The organism is Streptomyces sp. NPDC089424 (assembly GCF_044749345.1).
Classification (GTDB): Bacteria; Actinomycetota; Actinomycetes; order Streptomycetales; family Streptomycetaceae; genus Streptomyces.
The window spans coordinates 264311-277763 of sequence record NZ_JBIVHU010000010.1; the positions used below are offsets into that span (position 1 = coordinate 264311).

General features: G+C 70.9%; 15 protein-coding genes. 8 read left to right on the forward strand and 7 right to left on the reverse strand.

All coding sequences use genetic code 11. The features are described 5' to 3' along the window. Nucleotides 1-17 precede the first annotated feature (17 nt). Nucleotides 18-767: an HNH endonuclease gene (locus tag ACIP2X_RS34050; RefSeq protein WP_401680893.1), complete on the forward strand. Its 750-nt coding sequence runs from the start codon at nucleotides 18-20 to the stop codon at nucleotides 765-767. Here the strand turns inward: ACIP2X_RS34050 and ACIP2X_RS34055 are convergent. Next, complete coding sequence (locus tag ACIP2X_RS34055) at nucleotides 764-1498, reverse strand: ATP-binding protein (RefSeq protein WP_401680896.1); 735 nt, start codon at nucleotides 1496-1498, stop codon at nucleotides 764-766. The two genes, ACIP2X_RS34050 and ACIP2X_RS34055, sit on opposite strands and share 4 nt — an antisense overlap. 116 nt (nucleotides 1499-1614) lie before the next feature. Between ACIP2X_RS34055 and ACIP2X_RS34060 the strand changes: the two genes are divergently transcribed. From ACIP2X_RS34060 to ACIP2X_RS34075, 4 genes are all read left to right on the forward strand, one after another. After that, nucleotides 1615-2460 (forward strand): helix-turn-helix domain-containing protein, encoded by an 846-nt coding sequence (locus tag ACIP2X_RS34060; RefSeq protein ID WP_401680899.1) that lies wholly within the window; start codon nucleotides 1615-1617, stop codon nucleotides 2458-2460. Further along, nucleotides 2461-2670: a DUF397 domain-containing protein gene (locus ACIP2X_RS34065; RefSeq protein WP_401680901.1), complete on the forward strand. Its 210-nt coding sequence runs from the start codon at nucleotides 2461-2463 to the stop codon at nucleotides 2668-2670. Between the two features lie 392 nt (nucleotides 2671-3062). Next, nucleotides 3063-3680 carry an NAD(P)H-dependent oxidoreductase gene (locus tag ACIP2X_RS34070; protein WP_401680904.1) on the forward strand — a complete coding sequence of 206 codons (618 nt, stop codon included), beginning with the start codon at nucleotides 3063-3065 and terminating at the stop codon, nucleotides 3678-3680. A gap of 166 nt (nucleotides 3681-3846) precedes the next feature. Further along, nucleotides 3847-4626, forward strand: a complete 780-nt coding sequence (locus ACIP2X_RS34075; protein WP_401680907.1) for an SDR family NAD(P)-dependent oxidoreductase — start codon at nucleotides 3847-3849, stop codon at nucleotides 4624-4626. On the opposite strand, the gene ACIP2X_RS34080 is transcribed toward ACIP2X_RS34075, so the two are convergent. Both ACIP2X_RS34080 and ACIP2X_RS34085 read right to left on the reverse strand, forming a co-directional pair. Further along, the gene (locus ACIP2X_RS34080) at nucleotides 4601-5083 is read right to left on the reverse strand and encodes a DUF2267 domain-containing protein (RefSeq protein ID WP_401680910.1); all 483 of its coding nucleotides are present in this window, start codon (nucleotides 5081-5083) and stop codon (nucleotides 4601-4603) included. The two genes, ACIP2X_RS34075 and ACIP2X_RS34080, sit on opposite strands and share 26 nt — an antisense overlap. Nucleotides 5084-5197: 114 nt before the next feature. Continuing rightward, complete coding sequence (locus tag ACIP2X_RS34085) at nucleotides 5198-5617, reverse strand: Hsp20/alpha crystallin family protein (RefSeq protein WP_401680913.1); 420 nt, start codon at nucleotides 5615-5617, stop codon at nucleotides 5198-5200. Nucleotides 5618-5779: 162 nt separating this feature from the next. Between ACIP2X_RS34085 and ACIP2X_RS34090 the strand changes: the two genes are divergently transcribed. Continuing rightward, on the forward strand, nucleotides 5780-6082 hold the full coding sequence (locus ACIP2X_RS34090) for a hypothetical protein (protein WP_401680916.1): 303 nt from the start codon (nucleotides 5780-5782) through the stop codon (nucleotides 6080-6082). 39 nt (nucleotides 6083-6121) lie between these two features. On the opposite strand, the gene ACIP2X_RS34095 is transcribed toward ACIP2X_RS34090, so the two are convergent. Further along, nucleotides 6122-7069 carry a GlxA family transcriptional regulator gene (locus tag ACIP2X_RS34095; protein WP_401680919.1) on the reverse strand — a complete coding sequence of 316 codons (948 nt, stop codon included), beginning with the start codon at nucleotides 7067-7069 and terminating at the stop codon, nucleotides 6122-6124. Nucleotides 7070-7266: 197 nt separating this feature from the next. On the opposite strand from ACIP2X_RS34095, the gene ACIP2X_RS34100 reads away from it, so the two are divergent. Beyond that, nucleotides 7267-7716, forward strand: a complete 450-nt coding sequence (locus ACIP2X_RS34100) for a hypothetical protein (protein ID WP_401680922.1) — start codon at nucleotides 7267-7269, stop codon at nucleotides 7714-7716. A gap of 83 nt (nucleotides 7717-7799) precedes the next feature. On the opposite strand, the gene ACIP2X_RS34105 is transcribed toward ACIP2X_RS34100, so the two are convergent. The 3 genes from ACIP2X_RS34105 to ACIP2X_RS34115 form a co-directional block, all read right to left on the reverse strand. Continuing rightward, nucleotides 7800-8159: a VOC family protein gene (locus ACIP2X_RS34105; RefSeq protein ID WP_401680925.1), complete on the reverse strand. Its 360-nt coding sequence runs from the start codon at nucleotides 8157-8159 to the stop codon at nucleotides 7800-7802. A gap of 19 nt (nucleotides 8160-8178) precedes the next feature. Then, complete coding sequence (locus ACIP2X_RS34110; RefSeq protein ID WP_401680927.1) at nucleotides 8179-9705, reverse strand: MFS transporter; 1527 nt, start codon at nucleotides 9703-9705, stop codon at nucleotides 8179-8181. A gap of 77 nt (nucleotides 9706-9782) precedes the next feature. Then, nucleotides 9783-11174 (reverse strand): DUF445 domain-containing protein, encoded by a 1392-nt coding sequence (locus tag ACIP2X_RS34115; RefSeq protein ID WP_401680930.1) that lies wholly within the window; start codon nucleotides 11172-11174, stop codon nucleotides 9783-9785. A 185-nt stretch (nucleotides 11175-11359) separates the two neighbouring features. Here ACIP2X_RS34115 and ACIP2X_RS34120 point away from each other — a divergent pair, with 185 nt between their 5' ends. Continuing rightward, nucleotides 11360-12694 (forward strand): SGNH/GDSL hydrolase family protein, encoded by a 1335-nt coding sequence (locus ACIP2X_RS34120; protein ID WP_401680933.1) that lies wholly within the window; start codon nucleotides 11360-11362, stop codon nucleotides 12692-12694. The last annotated feature ends 759 nt before the right edge of the window (nucleotides 12695-13453 follow it).

Below are 13453 nucleotides of genomic sequence, written 5' to 3' on the forward strand. Positions count from 1 at the left end.
CTCATACGATATGGCCCATGCGGATACCTGCGTGGACTGAGGACGAACTGGTGCTCGCCGGAGCCCTCGTCGTGAAGAACGGCTGGCGTGAGCTGCGCACTGGCAACCGTCAGGTCCAGGAGTTGTCGGAACTCCTTCGCTCGCTCCCGATCCACGGGCCGGATGCGCTCGCGATGCCCAGCTTCCGCTCTCCGGACAGCGTGAGCCGCAAGACCACGGACTTCATGACCAACCACCGGCACTACCCGGGAAAGGCGACCCGGTGCGGCAAGCCCACGCGTCAGATGATCGAGGCTTTCACCGCACGTGAGACTGAGATGCTTCTGGCCGCTGAAGCGATCGAGGAGGGCATCGGTTCCGGCGAACTCCAGCTCCTTCCCCCGCAGCCTGACGAAGTCGACGAGACGGGCGTCACTGCTATTGAGGGACGCCTCCTCGTACGGCGTGCGCTCGCGCGCGAGCGGGATCCAAAGCTGCGCGCGCTCAAGATCCGGCATGCACGGAGGCAGGGGCAGGGGCTCCAGTGCGAGGTCTGCGACTTCGATTTCGCCCGCACCTACGGAGAGCTGGGCGAAGGTTACATCGAAGTGCATCACATCACTCCCCTGTACGTGTCGGGCACGCGGGAGACCAAGCTCGACGATCTCGCGTGCCTGTGCGCCAACTGCCACCGCATGTGCCACAGGAGCCGTCCCGGTGAATCCTGGCGCACTCCGGCCTCTCTTCGGAGCCAGATACAGAAGCCCGTTCAGGCAGCCATCCACTAAGCCGCCCGCCCCTCGGCTTCATAGTGGATCTGGGCGCGATCAAGGATGTCGTCGGGATCGCCGCCACGGGCGGCCGTCCAGTGGAGCAGGTCCGCGATCAGCTCGACCGCCGATTCCCCGAGCGCCATCTCCAGGCTCCTCCCGTGCTGGCAGGCGTTGCCGGTCGCACTCTGGTAATTCACGAGCGCCGCGACGGCTCTTTCAAGGCGCTGGCAGCCTCCCACCGGGCCAGCCGAGATCTCGCACCAGACCGCCTTGCCAGCCGCAGTCAGGACTGCGCCCCAATCGAGAGAGAGCGCGGCGAGCAGTGGCAGCCCCCGGCCGCACTCCTCGTCACAGCCAGCTGTCCTCACCGACGGCACCACCGGGCTCTTGTCGTGGACTTCGACCCGTAGCCGCGCACCTCTCCACTCAAGGACCAGAGTGGCCGGCGCGCCTTCGCCGACATGCTTGAGGACATTCGTCGCAAGTTCCGTGACAAGCAGCTTGGCCTCGTCGGCCACCACGGGCATCCCCCACTGGGTCAGCTGTCTGGCGACCGTTCGCCGAAGCAGCCTCAGTTCCGCTGGGGCCGCCTCGAATGGCAGAACGCAGCGGATTCGCGTTTCGCGGACTTCAAAGCCAGGCATGAACCAGCCTTCCCTCCCAAGCCACACAACGCCATGCCGTGTCCGGACGACTGCACTGTGTAGCGGCTTGCGAGCGAGCATGGCACAGAGAAGTCTCACCATGTAACTTCTCACTGCGATGGGGACCCTTAGAGTGAATCTGATGGTGACTCGGCTGAGCGCTGCCTAGCCTGATGGAGATCCACGGGCTGAGCCCGCCGCAGGGGCTGAGGAGCCGAATGTCTGAACGGACCACCACACGGAGGCGTCAACTCGGCGCAATGATGCGCAAGTTGCGGGCACGACAGGGGATGACCCTTGAGGAAGCCGGCCAGCTTGTGGGCGTCTCCAAGGCAACGGTCAGCAGGTACGAAACCCAGTCGGGGCCCGTCAAGTGGATCGTCATCGATGCGCTGTGTCGTGAGTACGGGGCCACGGAAGCCGAGCGCAAGGCGGTCGTAGGGCTCGCCAAGGACGCCAAGCAGCAGGGCTGGTGGAGTTCCTTCGCCGACTCCATCCCGGAGAGCATGAATCTGCTGCTCACGCTTGAGGACGAAGCCCTGCGCGAGAGTCACTTCTCCTGCGTCTACGTCCCCGGCCTCTTGCAGACCCGGGCCTACAGCACAGCACTCCAGCAGGCCAACGAAGTACCCCTCGATCCAGCGGAGATCGAGAGGCTCGTGGACATCCGCATGAAGCGGCAGGAAATCCTCACCCGCCCGAAGCCGCTGCGCCTATGGGCGATCCTCGACGAGTCCGTGGTCCGCCGCGTCGTCGGGTCGCCAGAGACGATGAAGGAACAGCTCGACCGTCTGCTCGAAGCCAACGAGTCCCCCCACGTGACGCTTCAGATGCTGCCCTTCTCCAAGGGCGCTCACGCCGCAGCGCTGGGGAGCTTCGTCATCATTGGCGGCCCAGAGTCGGCTCTCGATGTCGTGTACGTCGACTTCCACACCGGCTCACTCTTCTTGGAGAAGGACGAAGAACTAGACAGATACAGACTTGCGTTCGAGTACCTGCGCGCACAAGCGTTGGACATGGAGGCTTCCTCCGCCCTCATCCATCGCGCCCGCAAGGAGCTGTGAATGTCTGTCGCCGAGCAGTCGGGGTCCGAGCTCGTCTGGTTCAAGTCGTCGTACAGCGGCGGAAACGCCACCGAGTGTGTGGAGGCGGCGTTCGCAAGCCCGGGTGTACTCATACGCGACTCGAAGCGCCTGGGTTATCGGCATATCGCCGTCTCAGCCACGGCGTGGGCCCTCTTCGTAGCCGGGACCCGACAGGTGGAAGGCGTCTGAGCGGGTGATCTCCGTCTGCCTGACGTGGCGTCGGCTGCAGGGTGCCCACGGCCGCCCGGTTGTTCTGAGGGTGGCGGTTCCGGGGCGAGGGTCAAGAGCGCCCTTCGGGCGTCGGCTTCGCCGATTGCGCTGCGCTCCACTCCTGACCCTCGCCCCTCCACCGCGGTGTTCCCTCCGGCCGGGCGGCCCAGGGGTGGGGCCTCCGGGACCGGTGGGTGCGTGGTGACGCCGCGTCGCCGGGTGCCAGTGGGCGGGTGGGACGCACCGGCTTCTCCAGGCACGCCGGGTCGGACGGCGAGTGACGCGAGTGCTCGTCGATCGGGCCTGTCGGCCCCATTGGCCGTCTGCCAGGATCTCTCCGACGTTCAGGGCCACTTGAGGGAGGGCGAGCCATGCGGGTCGGGGTGTATCTCGCGCATCCGCGGGACGGGAGTTTCAATCACGCCCTCTTCGGGGCCGTGGTCGGTGAGTTGCGTCGGCGTGGGTGTGAAGTCGTCGCGCATGATCTGTGTGCCGAGGGGTTTCCGGCAGAGGCGTCCGCCGAGGAGACGGGGACCGTTCAGGTCGCCGCGCGTACCGGGGATGCCCAGGTCGCGCTGCATCGGCGCGAGGTCGCCACGCTGGACGCCCTGGTGTTCGTGCATCCCAACTGGTGGGGAATGCCGCCCGCCGTGCTCGTCGGGTGGGTGCAGCGGGTGTTCGTGCCGGGAGTGGCCTACAAGTTGGGGAGTGCGCAAGGGGAGCCCGTCGGGTTGCTGCGGGCCGGGCGGGCGCTGGTGCTGAACACGTCCGACACTCCCGCCGAACGGGAGGCGGGTGAGTTCGGGGATCCGTTGGAGCGGGTCTGGAGGGCCTGCGTCCTGCCGTACGTGGGCGTGGTCGACGTGCGGCGCGTGGTGTTCCGTACGGTCGGCGATTCGAGTGAGGAGCAGCGTGCCGCGTGGCTCGCCCGGGCCCGGCGCGAAGCCGCCGCGCTCCTGGACGGGCGGGATCCGTCCAGCCGTTCGTGACCGCGTCGGCGCGCCCCGGCTCAAGATGCGATCTCCGCGGCCCGCGCGGGACGATGAGGAAACCGCCAGGAGTTTCAACTGCCAGGAGTGTTGAAACTGCCAGGAGACTCAACTGCCAGGAGACTCAACTGCCAGGTGCTTCATCCGCCTACCCCCCCTGATGATCATGCTGCTCGCGGACAAGAACGCCCTGATCTACGGCGCCGGTGGGGCGGTGGGAGGCGCCGTCGCGCGTGCCTTCGCCCGGGAAGGGGCCACCGTCTTCCTCGCCGGTCGCACCGAAGGCAAGCTTCAGGCGGTGGCGGGGGACATCGCCGCCGCCGGCGGGCGGGCCGACACCGTGCGGGTCGACGCGCTCGACGAGGGGTCCGTCGAGGACTGTGTCGCCGCTGTCACCGCGCGGGCGGGGCGCATCGACGTGTCGTTCAACGCCATCGGGCTCGACGAGGTCCAGGGGACGCCGCTCGTCGAGATGTCGTACGACGACTTCGCGCGGCCCATCGGCATCGCGACCCGGACCCAGTTCCTGACCGCGAAGGCCGTCGCGCCCCGCATGATCGAGGCCGGATCCGGCGTGATCATGATGATCACGGCCACACCCTCCCGGATCCCCTTCCCCCTCGTCGGCGGCTTCGGCGTCACCTGCGCCGCGTTGGAGGGCCTGTCCCGCACCCTGGCGGCGGAACTGGGCCCGAGTGGTGTGCGGGTCATCTGCCTGCGCTCGGCCGGATCGGTGGAGTCGATCGAGGACGTGCTGGACAGACACGCCGCCGGCACCGGGACGACCCGGGACGACTTCGTCGCCCAGCTCACGGAGATGACCCTGCTGAAACGGCTGCCCTCGCTCGCCGACGTCGGCAATGTCGCCGCGCTCATGGCGTCGGACCACGCGGCCGCCATGACCGGCGCGGTCCCCAACGTCACCTGCGGCCAGGTCGTCGACTGACGGTCCCGGCGAGCGGCTTCGGGATCAGCTCCGCCCGGCCGAACAACAGCGCGTATCCCCGCGGGAGTTGGCGCAGCAGGTCGTCCACCAAGGTGTCGCCGACCACCTCGGGCAGGACGCCGAGGACGGAGCTGACGTGCCAGCGGGCGGTGGCCGGGGTGGCGCCCTGCACGCGGTCGGCCACCGCGTCGACGAACTCCGGGGCGGTGAGCGGCCGGGGCGCCGGGATCTCGGAGGCGACGACCCGCGCCGCCTCCTCCGGGAGGGCCTTTGCCAGGGCCGCCCGTGCGTCGCTCGTGACGTGGCGGCCGAGGGCGCACAGGACGGTGCGGGTGAGGCGCTCCGCCTCCGTCCGCGTCGGGTACCGGCCCGCCCGCTGTACGGCAGTGATCAGTTCCGTCCAGGTCACGGTGCGGGCCGGCGCCGTCGTCAGGGGCGGCATCGTGGGTGCGGTCATCGTGCGGCCTTCTCCTCCAGGTGGGCCGAAAAAGTCCAGGTGGGCGCGGGGGCGTCCCGCAGGCGGGGTGCCGTGTCTGCGGGACGCCGCTCGTCGACCGCCCTGATCGGGCGCTCAGGTGCTGAGCTGCTTGCGGCTGTCGCCGCCGGTGATCTGGATGCGGCGTGGCTTGGCCGCCTCCGCGACGGGGATGCGCAGCGTGAGGACGCCCGCTTCGTACGAGGCGTCGATGCGGTCCGTGTCGAGGGTCTCGCCGAGGAAGAGCTGACGGGTGAAGGTTCCCGTGGGGCGTTCGGCGACGATCATCTCCGCGCCCTGCGGGGCGGGGACGCGGCGCTCGGCGCGGACGTTCAGGACGTTGCGTTCGACGTCCAGTTCGATCGTCTCGGGGTCGATGCCCGGCAGGTCGAAGTGGACGACGAAGTCGTCACCGGACCGGTAGGCGTCCATCGGCATCGCGGCCGCACGGGCGGGGCCGAAGACCTGCTGCGCGAGGCGGTCGAATTCACGGAAGGGGTCGGTACGCATGAGCATCACGGGTCACTCCTTTCGGAAGAGGCTGGGTGCGATGCCCTACGCCTTCTTATATAGCTCGCGCGAGGAAAGTTGACAAGCTGCGACTCAGGTTAAGTGCACCGGGGCAGGTGAGCAGTAGTCTCGGGGGCGGACACGGGGGGTCGTACGAGGAGGCAGCACATGGCCAGGGTTCCCAGCGCGCTCGTCGCCGCGAGCGGGCTCGTCGGCGGGTACGGTGTCGCCCGCTGGACCAGGAAGCGGCAGCTCGGCGGAGTCGTACTGGCCGTCGCGGGGGTCGCCGCGGCGCGGCAGTGGCGGGAACGGGCCGGCGGGACGGCCGCCGGGGCGCTGAGCGCCGCGTACGTCGCCGCCTTCGCCGGGTCGCATCCGCTGGCCAAGAAGGTGGGCGCCTGGCCCGCCGTCCTCGGGGCGGCGGGCGCCGTCGCCCTCGCGTCCTGGGCGGTCGCCGACCGGCAGGAGTGAACTCTCAGGAGTCCGGCACCTCGTGCGTCGCCGGAGCGGCTACGACGCCGACCTGAACGCCCTCCGGTAGCCCTGCGGGCTCGTCCCCACCACCCTGCGGAAGCGCTCCCTGAACGCCGTGGGCGAGCCGAAGCCGGCCTGCGTCGCGATGCGTTCGACCGGGTACGACGTCGTCTCCAGCAGGTACTGCGCCCGCCGCACCCGCGCCCGGTGCAGCCACTGCAAGGGCGTCGTCCCCGTCTGCTCCCGGAAGCGCCGGTTGAGGGTGCGCGTGCTCATCCCGGCCCGCGTCGCGACCTCGTCCAGGGTCAGGTCGCGGTCGCAGTTGTCCTCCAGCCAGGCCAGCAGGGGCTCCAGCGTCGCGCCCGCCGGGGCCGGGGGCTGGTCGTGCACGATGAACTGGGCCTGCCCGCCCTCCCGTTCCAGCGGCATGACCGACATCCGGGCGGCGTGTGCCGCGACCGCCGAGCCGTGGTCCTTGCGGATCATGTGCAGGCACATGTCCAGCGCCGCGGCCGCGCCCGCGGACGTCAGGAACTGGCCGTTGTCGACGTAGAGGACGTTCGGGTCGACCGTCACCTCCGGGTGGCGCCGCGCGAGTTCCGGTGCCGCGATCCAGTGCGTCGTGGCACGCAGGCCGTCCAGCAGGCCGGTCGCGGCGAAGAGGAACGCGCCGACGCAGACCGACGCGATCCGCGTGCCGTTCGCCGCCGCCGCGCACAGCGCCTCGGCGACCCCGGGCGGCAGCGTCCGCGGCGGGTCCTCGACGCCGGGCAGGATGATCGTGTCGGCCTCCGCCAGCGCCTCCAGGCCGTACGGCGCCCGCACGGTGAACGCCCCCGCGTGCACCTCCTCGCGCTCCGCGCAGACCCGCACCCGGTAGGCCTCCCGGCCGTCCGGGAGCCGGGCCCAGCCGAAGGCGTCGATCGGGGCGGAGAGGTCGAAGGGGATGACGCCGTCCAGCGCCAGTACGGCCACGGTGTGCATGGCGCGATCCTAGGCGTACGACGAACTTTCGCCAATCCTGGGCGGCCTGGACACGGCCCGACGCGTGCCGTCCGCCCACCCGTCCATCCACTGACGTGGCCCACGAGGCCGCCCTGAATGCTCGTGGCGAGAATCCGTCGAAGGCTGGCACTACCGCCACTTCTCCAAGATCCACCACCCCCCTAGCGTCGACGTCCGTGACCAAGTTCCTCCTCGCCGTCCACGTCCTCGCCGCGATAGTCGCCGTCGGGCCCGTCACCGTCGCCGCGAGCATGTTCCCGCCCGCCGCACGCCGTGCCATGGCCGCGCCCGACGACCCGAAGGCCGTCGAGACGGTCCAGCTGCTGCACCGGATCTGCCGGGTGTACGCGACCGTCGGTGTCGTCGTGCCCGTGTTCGGGTTCGCCACCGCGAGCGCCATGGGCGTGCTCGGCGACGCCTGGCTGATCGTGTCGATCGGGCTGACCGCCCTGGCCGCGGTCGTGCTCGCCGCGCTGGTACTGCCCCGGCAGGGCGCGCTCGTGGAGGGCGTCGGGACACGGGAGGCGACCGTGCGGCTGGCCATGTTCACCGGCGTCTTCAACCTGCTGTGGGCGGTCGTGACGGTGCTGATGATCGTCCGCCCGGGGTCCACGACCGGCGCCTGAGCCACCTCAGGCGCCGAGGGGCCCGGGGATCGGACCTCGCGCGAGGCGCCCGGGGATCGGACCTCGCGCGAGGCGCCCGCGGCTCAGGACCGGTGCGTGAGCACGTTCACCACGCGCCCGTTCGGGTCCCGTACGAAGAAGCGCCGTACGCCCCACTCCTCGTCCCGCAGGTCCCGTACGACCTCCGCACCCGAGGCCAGCACCCGCGCGTACACCGCGTCGACGTCCTCGACCTCCACGCTGAGGTCGGGGACGACGGGCGCGGTGCGCTCCTCGGTGAGGAAGATGAGCTGAGCGGTGGGGTTGGCCGGCGAGGCCAGGGTCATCACCCAGCCCAGGTTCATGACCTCCTCCAGGCCGAGCAGACCGTAGAAGTCACGGTTGCCCTCCATCGCCGCCTCGGACGGCACCTGGCAGTCGGGGACGACTCTGCGGACGGTCATGGGGCGCTCCTCCGAGGTGTCAGGCCGGCGCGTCGGACGTCTTCGTCCCGGAGCCCCCGGAGGCCCCCGAGGACCCCGTCACCGACAGCGGCGTCGCGATGTCCTCCAGGGACCGCCGCTCCGCCCGGACCGCGAGGAAGACCGCCACCAGGCCTGCCGCGCACATCAGTCCGGCGCCGATCTGGAAGGCGAGCACGGTGTCGGCGACGACACCCGACTCGGTCAGGTCGGCGAAGATCAGCGGGCCGCTGATGCCGCCCGCCGCGGTGCCGAGGGCGTAGAAGAAGGCGATGGCCATGGCCCGGGTCTCCATCGGGAAGACCTCCGAGACGGTGAGGTAGGCGCTGGACGCGCCCGCCGAGGCGAAGAACAGCACCACGCACCAGCATGCCGTCATCGTCGTCGCCGTCAGGGAGCCCCGGTCGAAGAGCCAGGCCGTGCCGAAGAGGAGCACGCCGGAGAGGATGTACGTCGAGGAGATCATCACCCGGCGGCCCACCGTGTCGAAGAGCTTGCCGAGCAGCAGGGGGCCGAGGAAGTTGCCGGCCGCGATGACGGCGAAGTAGTAGCCGGTCCGTCCGGTGGGCACGTCGAAGAACGTGCTGAGGATGGTGCCGAAGCCGAAGGTGATGGCGTTGTACAGGAACGCCTGGCCGATGAAGAGGGACAGCCCGAGCACGGCCCGGCGCGGATAGCGGCCGAAGACGGTCTTGGCGATCAGACCGAAGCCGATGCTCTTGCGTACCTGGATGGTGATCTCGCCGGCGGGGGGCGGCAGCGGCTCACCCTTCTCCTGCTCGATCTCCCGTTCGACGGACGAGACCAGGTCCTCCGCCTTCTCGCCCCGGCCGTGGATGAACTGCCATCGTGGCGACTCCGGGACATGACGTCGTACCAGCAGGATGACCAGGCCCAGGACGACGCCGAGCGCGAAGCTGAGCCGCCAGCCCAGGTCCTTCGGGAAGATCGTGGTGTCCAGCATGACGATCGACAGCAGGGCGCCGCCGATGGCGCCGAGCCAGTAGCTGCCATTGATGATGAGGTCGACCCGGCCCCGGTAGAGGGAGGGGATCAGCTCGTCGATCGCCGAGTTGATGGCCGCGTACTCGCCGCCGATGCCGAAGCCGGTGAGGAAGCGGAAGAGGAAGAACCACCACGACTCGAAGGACAGCGCCGTCATGGCGGTGGCCGCCAGGTACACCGCCAGCGTCACCATGAACAGCTTCTTGCGGCCGTAGCGGTCGGTCAGCCAGCCGAAGAACAGGGCGCCCGTACAGGCGCCCGCCACGTACAGCGCCGCCGCGACGCCGGTGACCTGGGCGGCGCTGATGTCGAGACCGCTGCCCTCCTCGGCCAGCCGGCCGGCGACATTGCCGACGATGGTGACTTCGAGACCGTCCAGGATCCAGACGGTGCCGAGGCCGATCACGATCATCCAGTGCCACCGGGACCACGGCAGCCGGTCCAGACGGGCCGGGACGGACGTGGTGATGGTTCCGGTGGAGGCGGGCACAGAGTCCGGTGACGACGACGCTGCTGCTGTCATGGCTCCCTCTCCGTCGGGCGACCCCCTCCCGTCTGCCCGGAAAGCGGGGGGTCACGCCCGTACGCGGACGCGGGAGGTCACGCCCCCAGCATGCGGGAGACGGTGTAGATCAGCAGCCCGGCCAGCGAGCCGACGACCGTGCCGTTGATACGGATGAACTGCAGGTCACGACCGATGTGGGCCTCGATCTTCCGGGTGGTGTGCTCGGCGTCCCAGCCGGCCACCGTGTCGGTGATCAGCAGGGTGATCTCGCTGCGGTACGTCGTCACGACGTGCACGGCCGCGCCCTCGACCCACTTGTCCACCTTGTCCTGGACCTTGGGTTCGGTCGCCATCCGGGCGCCCAGGGAGAGCAGGGAGGCCCGCACCCGCAGCCGCAGCTCGCTGCGCTCGTCCTCGGCCGCGGAGACGATCATGGAGCGTACGGCCGTCCAGGCGGAGGCGATCAGGTCCTGGACCTCGCCACGGCCCAGCACCTCGCCCTTGAGCCGCTCCACCTTCGCGCGGGTCTCGGTGTCGGACTGGAGGTCGGAGGCGAAGTCGGAGAGGAAGCGGTCCAGGGCGCCGCGCGCCGGGTGGGACGGCATGTCGCGCATCTCCGCGCAGAAGCGCAGCAGCTCCTTGTAGACCCGCTCGCCGACCTTGCGGTCCACGAAGCGGGGGGTCCAGCCGGGTGCGCCGCCCTGCACGGCGTCCATCACGGAGTCGCTGTGCAGCACCAGCCAGTCGTGCGCGCGGGAGACGACCAGGTCGACGACCCGTTTGTGGCCGCCGTCGGCGACGACCTTCTCCAGCATCTTGCCGATGCCGGGCGCGATCTCCTGGACGCCGGCCCGCCGGGTGATCGCCTCGCCGACCACCGCCTGCACGTCGGAGTCGCGCAGCACGGTGAGCGCGCCGCGCAGGGCCGTCGCCAGCTCGGCCGTCACCCGGTCGGCGTTCTGGGGTGCGGCGAGCCAGGCGCCGAGGCGGCTGCCGATGCCGACGGCACGCAGCCGCTGCCGTACGACGTCCTCGGAGAGGAAGTTCTCGCCGACGAACTCGCCCAGCGAGACGCCCAGCTGGTCCTTCTTGGTGGGGATGATCGCGGTGTGCGGGATGGGGATGCCGAGCGGGTGACGGAAGAGGGCGGTGACGGCGAACCAGTCGGCCAGCGCGCCGACCATGCCGGCCTCGGCGGCCGCGGCGACGTAGCCGGCCCAGGGGCCTGCACCCGAGTTCTGCGCCCATTTGGCCAGGACGTAGACCACGGCCACCAGAAGCAGCAGGCCGGTCGCGGTGAGCTTCATCCGGCGTACGCCGCGCCGCTTCTCCTCGTCGGCCGGACTGAACGTCGTCATCGCCCGGACGGCGGACGCGGGCACGCCGCGCCCCGCGCCCGCGCGGTTACCGGCGGTGCCCGGTCGGGCATGCTGCTCTACGGCACCTGCTCCTGTTTCGCCTGCTTGATCCGTTTTCGTACGATCCATCCGCTCCACCCGTTCCCGAGCCTGCACTCCTCATTGTCCCTTCCTGACCGACTCCTGGAACGTGACAGGAGTTCCCGGCGTCTGTGGGGAGGGGCGGCGCACCTTCCCCCACCCCATGGCGCATCATGGGAGTCGATCACCTCGGAGCCTCAGGCTCCGCTTCCTCCCGAGGAGAAACGCACCGCATGACCAGGCGTCATCACGGTTATGCCTTGCTCGCCGCCGTCGTCTCGCTGATCGTGGCCATGTCGGTCGCCATATACGCCGGAGCCGCCTCCGACGGCGGCACGGCGCCGGGCGCGCTCGCCGGACCGCGCCCGCAGCACCATCCCGCCGCGCCGGCGTCCACCGGCACCTGGGTCGGCTCCTGGTCGACCTCCCCGTCGGCCGCCGAGCCCGGCACCGAGACCGCCGGCCTGCGCGACCGCTCCGTACGCAACGTCGTCCACACCAGTGTCGGCGGTACGGGTGCCCGGATCACGCTGTCCAATCTCTACGGCCGGCTGCCGCTGACCCTCACCCGGGCCACGATCGCGCTCGCCGCCGCCGACGACAGCGCGGCCGCGATCCCGCGGACCATGCGGCGGCTGACGTTCGACGGCCTCCCCACCGTCGTGATCCCGCCGGGGGAACAGGTGATGAGCGACGGTGTGCGCCTGCCCGTCCCGCCCGACAGCGACGTCCTGGTCACCACGTACGCCCCCGCCGAGCCGGGCCCCGTCACCGTGCACCCGCGCGTGCGGCAGATCTCGTACGCCGCGCGCGGCGAGCGCACCGAGGACGTGACCGGCGCGCCGTACACCGAACAGGTCGAGGCCTGGCGCTATCTGACCGCCCTCGACGTGCTCAGCGGGGAGTCCGACGGCACCCTCGTCGCCTTCGGCGACTCCCTCACCGAGGGGCACTCCTCCACCGTGGGCGCCAACCGGCGCTGGCCCGACGTCCTGTCCGACCGGCTGCGCGAGGCGGCCGAGGCGGGCAAGGACGTGCCCCGGTACGGCGTCGTCAACCAGGGCATCGGCGGGAACCGCGTCCTGACCGGCGGTCTGGGCCGCCCCGCCGACAACCCGAGCGGCCTCAGCCGCTTCCCGCGTGACGTGCTCGGCCGCACGAACGTCCGGGTCGTCGTCATCGACCTCGGCGTCAACGACATCCTGCGCTCCCCCACGGTCATCGACCCCGGCCAGGTCCTCGCCGGCCTGCGCACGCTGGTCGGCCAGGCCCACGCCCGGGGCATCCGGGTCGTCGGCGCCACCCTGATGCCGTTCGGCGGGCACCGCGGCCACAGCGACGAGCGCGAGGCGGTACGGCAGGAGATCAACGCCGAGATCCGCTCCGGTCGCCTCTTCGACGCGGTGGTCGACTTCGACCGGGCGGTACGCGATCCGTACGCCCCGCGCAGGTTCCGCCCGGACTACGACTCCGGCGACCATCTGCACCCCAACGACCGCGGCTACGACCGAATGGCCCACGAGTTCGACCTCCCCACCCTCAAGGGCGCGGCCCCGGCCCGCCTCTGAGCGGGGACGGGGCGAGCCCGGAGCGGTGGGGCGCGGGCCCCGGCGCGGAAACGGGCGCGAGTCCGGGCGCGGGCCCGGAGCGGTGGGCTCCGGGGGCGTGAGGCGGCGACCCCCGAGTGGAGGCACGAGCCAGAAACCAGGGCACAGCCCCGGAACCATGGCGCGAAGCGGCGCGCTCCGGGCGAAGGCGCAGGGCAGCGAATGCCGGGTGGAGGCGCAAGCCCGGAACCGTAACGCGAGCCCAGAAGCAGGGCGCGGGCTCCAGGTGAGGGCTGGGAGCGGCGGGCTCCGGGTGGGAGCCCGGGGCAAGGACGCGAGGCGGTAGGCCAAGGGTGGAGGCGGGCTCCGGGCGAGGGCGTAGGCCGCAGGCCCGGAGGGCGGAGAGGCAAGCTCCGAGTGGAGGCGCGCTGCGGGCCCGGGACAAGGGCGCGGGCCCAAGGGCGAATGCGCGGGGCGGCAGGCCGGGTGAGGGCACGGAGCGCAGGGCTCCAGGTAGAAGTGCGGGGCCCAGGCCGAGAGCGCGGGCCCCGGGCCGAAAGCGGAGCGGTGGGCTCCACGTGGAGGCGCGAGCCCAGAAGCAGGGCGCGAGCCCAGAAGTAGGACGCGCGCTCCAGGCGAGGGCACGGGGCAGCAGCCTCGGGGACCAAGGCGCGAGCCCGGGGCCAAGGCGCGAGCCCGGGGCCAAGGCGCGAGCCCGGGGCCAAGGCGCGAGCCCGGGGCCAAGGCGCGAGCCCGGGGCCAAGGCGCGAGCCCGGGGCG

What these genes read in the sequence shown, in the direction of transcription:
- ACIP2X_RS34050 (WP_401680893.1), top strand. Translation starts at nt 18, where the DNA reads ATGCGGATACCTGCGTGGACTGAGGACGAACTGGTGCTCGCCGGAGCC.
- ACIP2X_RS34055 (WP_401680896.1), bottom strand. Translation starts at nt 1,498, where the DNA reads ATGGTGAGACTTCTCTGTGCCATGCTCGCTCGCAAGCCGCTACACAGT.
- ACIP2X_RS34060 (WP_401680899.1), top strand. Translation starts at nt 1,615, where the DNA reads ATGTCTGAACGGACCACCACACGGAGGCGTCAACTCGGCGCAATGATG.
- ACIP2X_RS34065 (WP_401680901.1), top strand. Translation starts at nt 2,461, where the DNA reads ATGTCTGTCGCCGAGCAGTCGGGGTCCGAGCTCGTCTGGTTCAAGTCG.
- ACIP2X_RS34070 (WP_401680904.1), top strand. Translation starts at nt 3,063, where the DNA reads ATGCGGGTCGGGGTGTATCTCGCGCATCCGCGGGACGGGAGTTTCAAT.
- ACIP2X_RS34075 (WP_401680907.1), top strand. Translation starts at nt 3,847, where the DNA reads ATGCTGCTCGCGGACAAGAACGCCCTGATCTACGGCGCCGGTGGGGCG.
- ACIP2X_RS34080 (WP_401680910.1), bottom strand. Translation starts at nt 5,083, where the DNA reads ATGACCGCACCCACGATGCCGCCCCTGACGACGGCGCCGGCCCGCACC.
- ACIP2X_RS34085 (WP_401680913.1), bottom strand. Translation starts at nt 5,617, where the DNA reads ATGCTCATGCGTACCGACCCCTTCCGTGAATTCGACCGCCTCGCGCAG.
- ACIP2X_RS34090 (WP_401680916.1), top strand. Translation starts at nt 5,780, where the DNA reads ATGGCCAGGGTTCCCAGCGCGCTCGTCGCCGCGAGCGGGCTCGTCGGC.
- ACIP2X_RS34095 (WP_401680919.1), bottom strand. Translation starts at nt 7,069, where the DNA reads ATGCACACCGTGGCCGTACTGGCGCTGGACGGCGTCATCCCCTTCGAC.
- ACIP2X_RS34105 (WP_401680925.1), bottom strand. Translation starts at nt 8,159, where the DNA reads ATGACCGTCCGCAGAGTCGTCCCCGACTGCCAGGTGCCGTCCGAGGCG.
- ACIP2X_RS34110 (WP_401680927.1), bottom strand. Translation starts at nt 9,705, where the DNA reads ATGACAGCAGCAGCGTCGTCGTCACCGGACTCTGTGCCCGCCTCCACC.
- ACIP2X_RS34115 (WP_401680930.1), bottom strand. Translation starts at nt 11,174, where the DNA reads ATGGATCGTACGAAAACGGATCAAGCAGGCGAAACAGGAGCAGGTGCC.
- ACIP2X_RS34120 (WP_401680933.1), top strand. Translation starts at nt 11,360, where the DNA reads ATGACCAGGCGTCATCACGGTTATGCCTTGCTCGCCGCCGTCGTCTCG.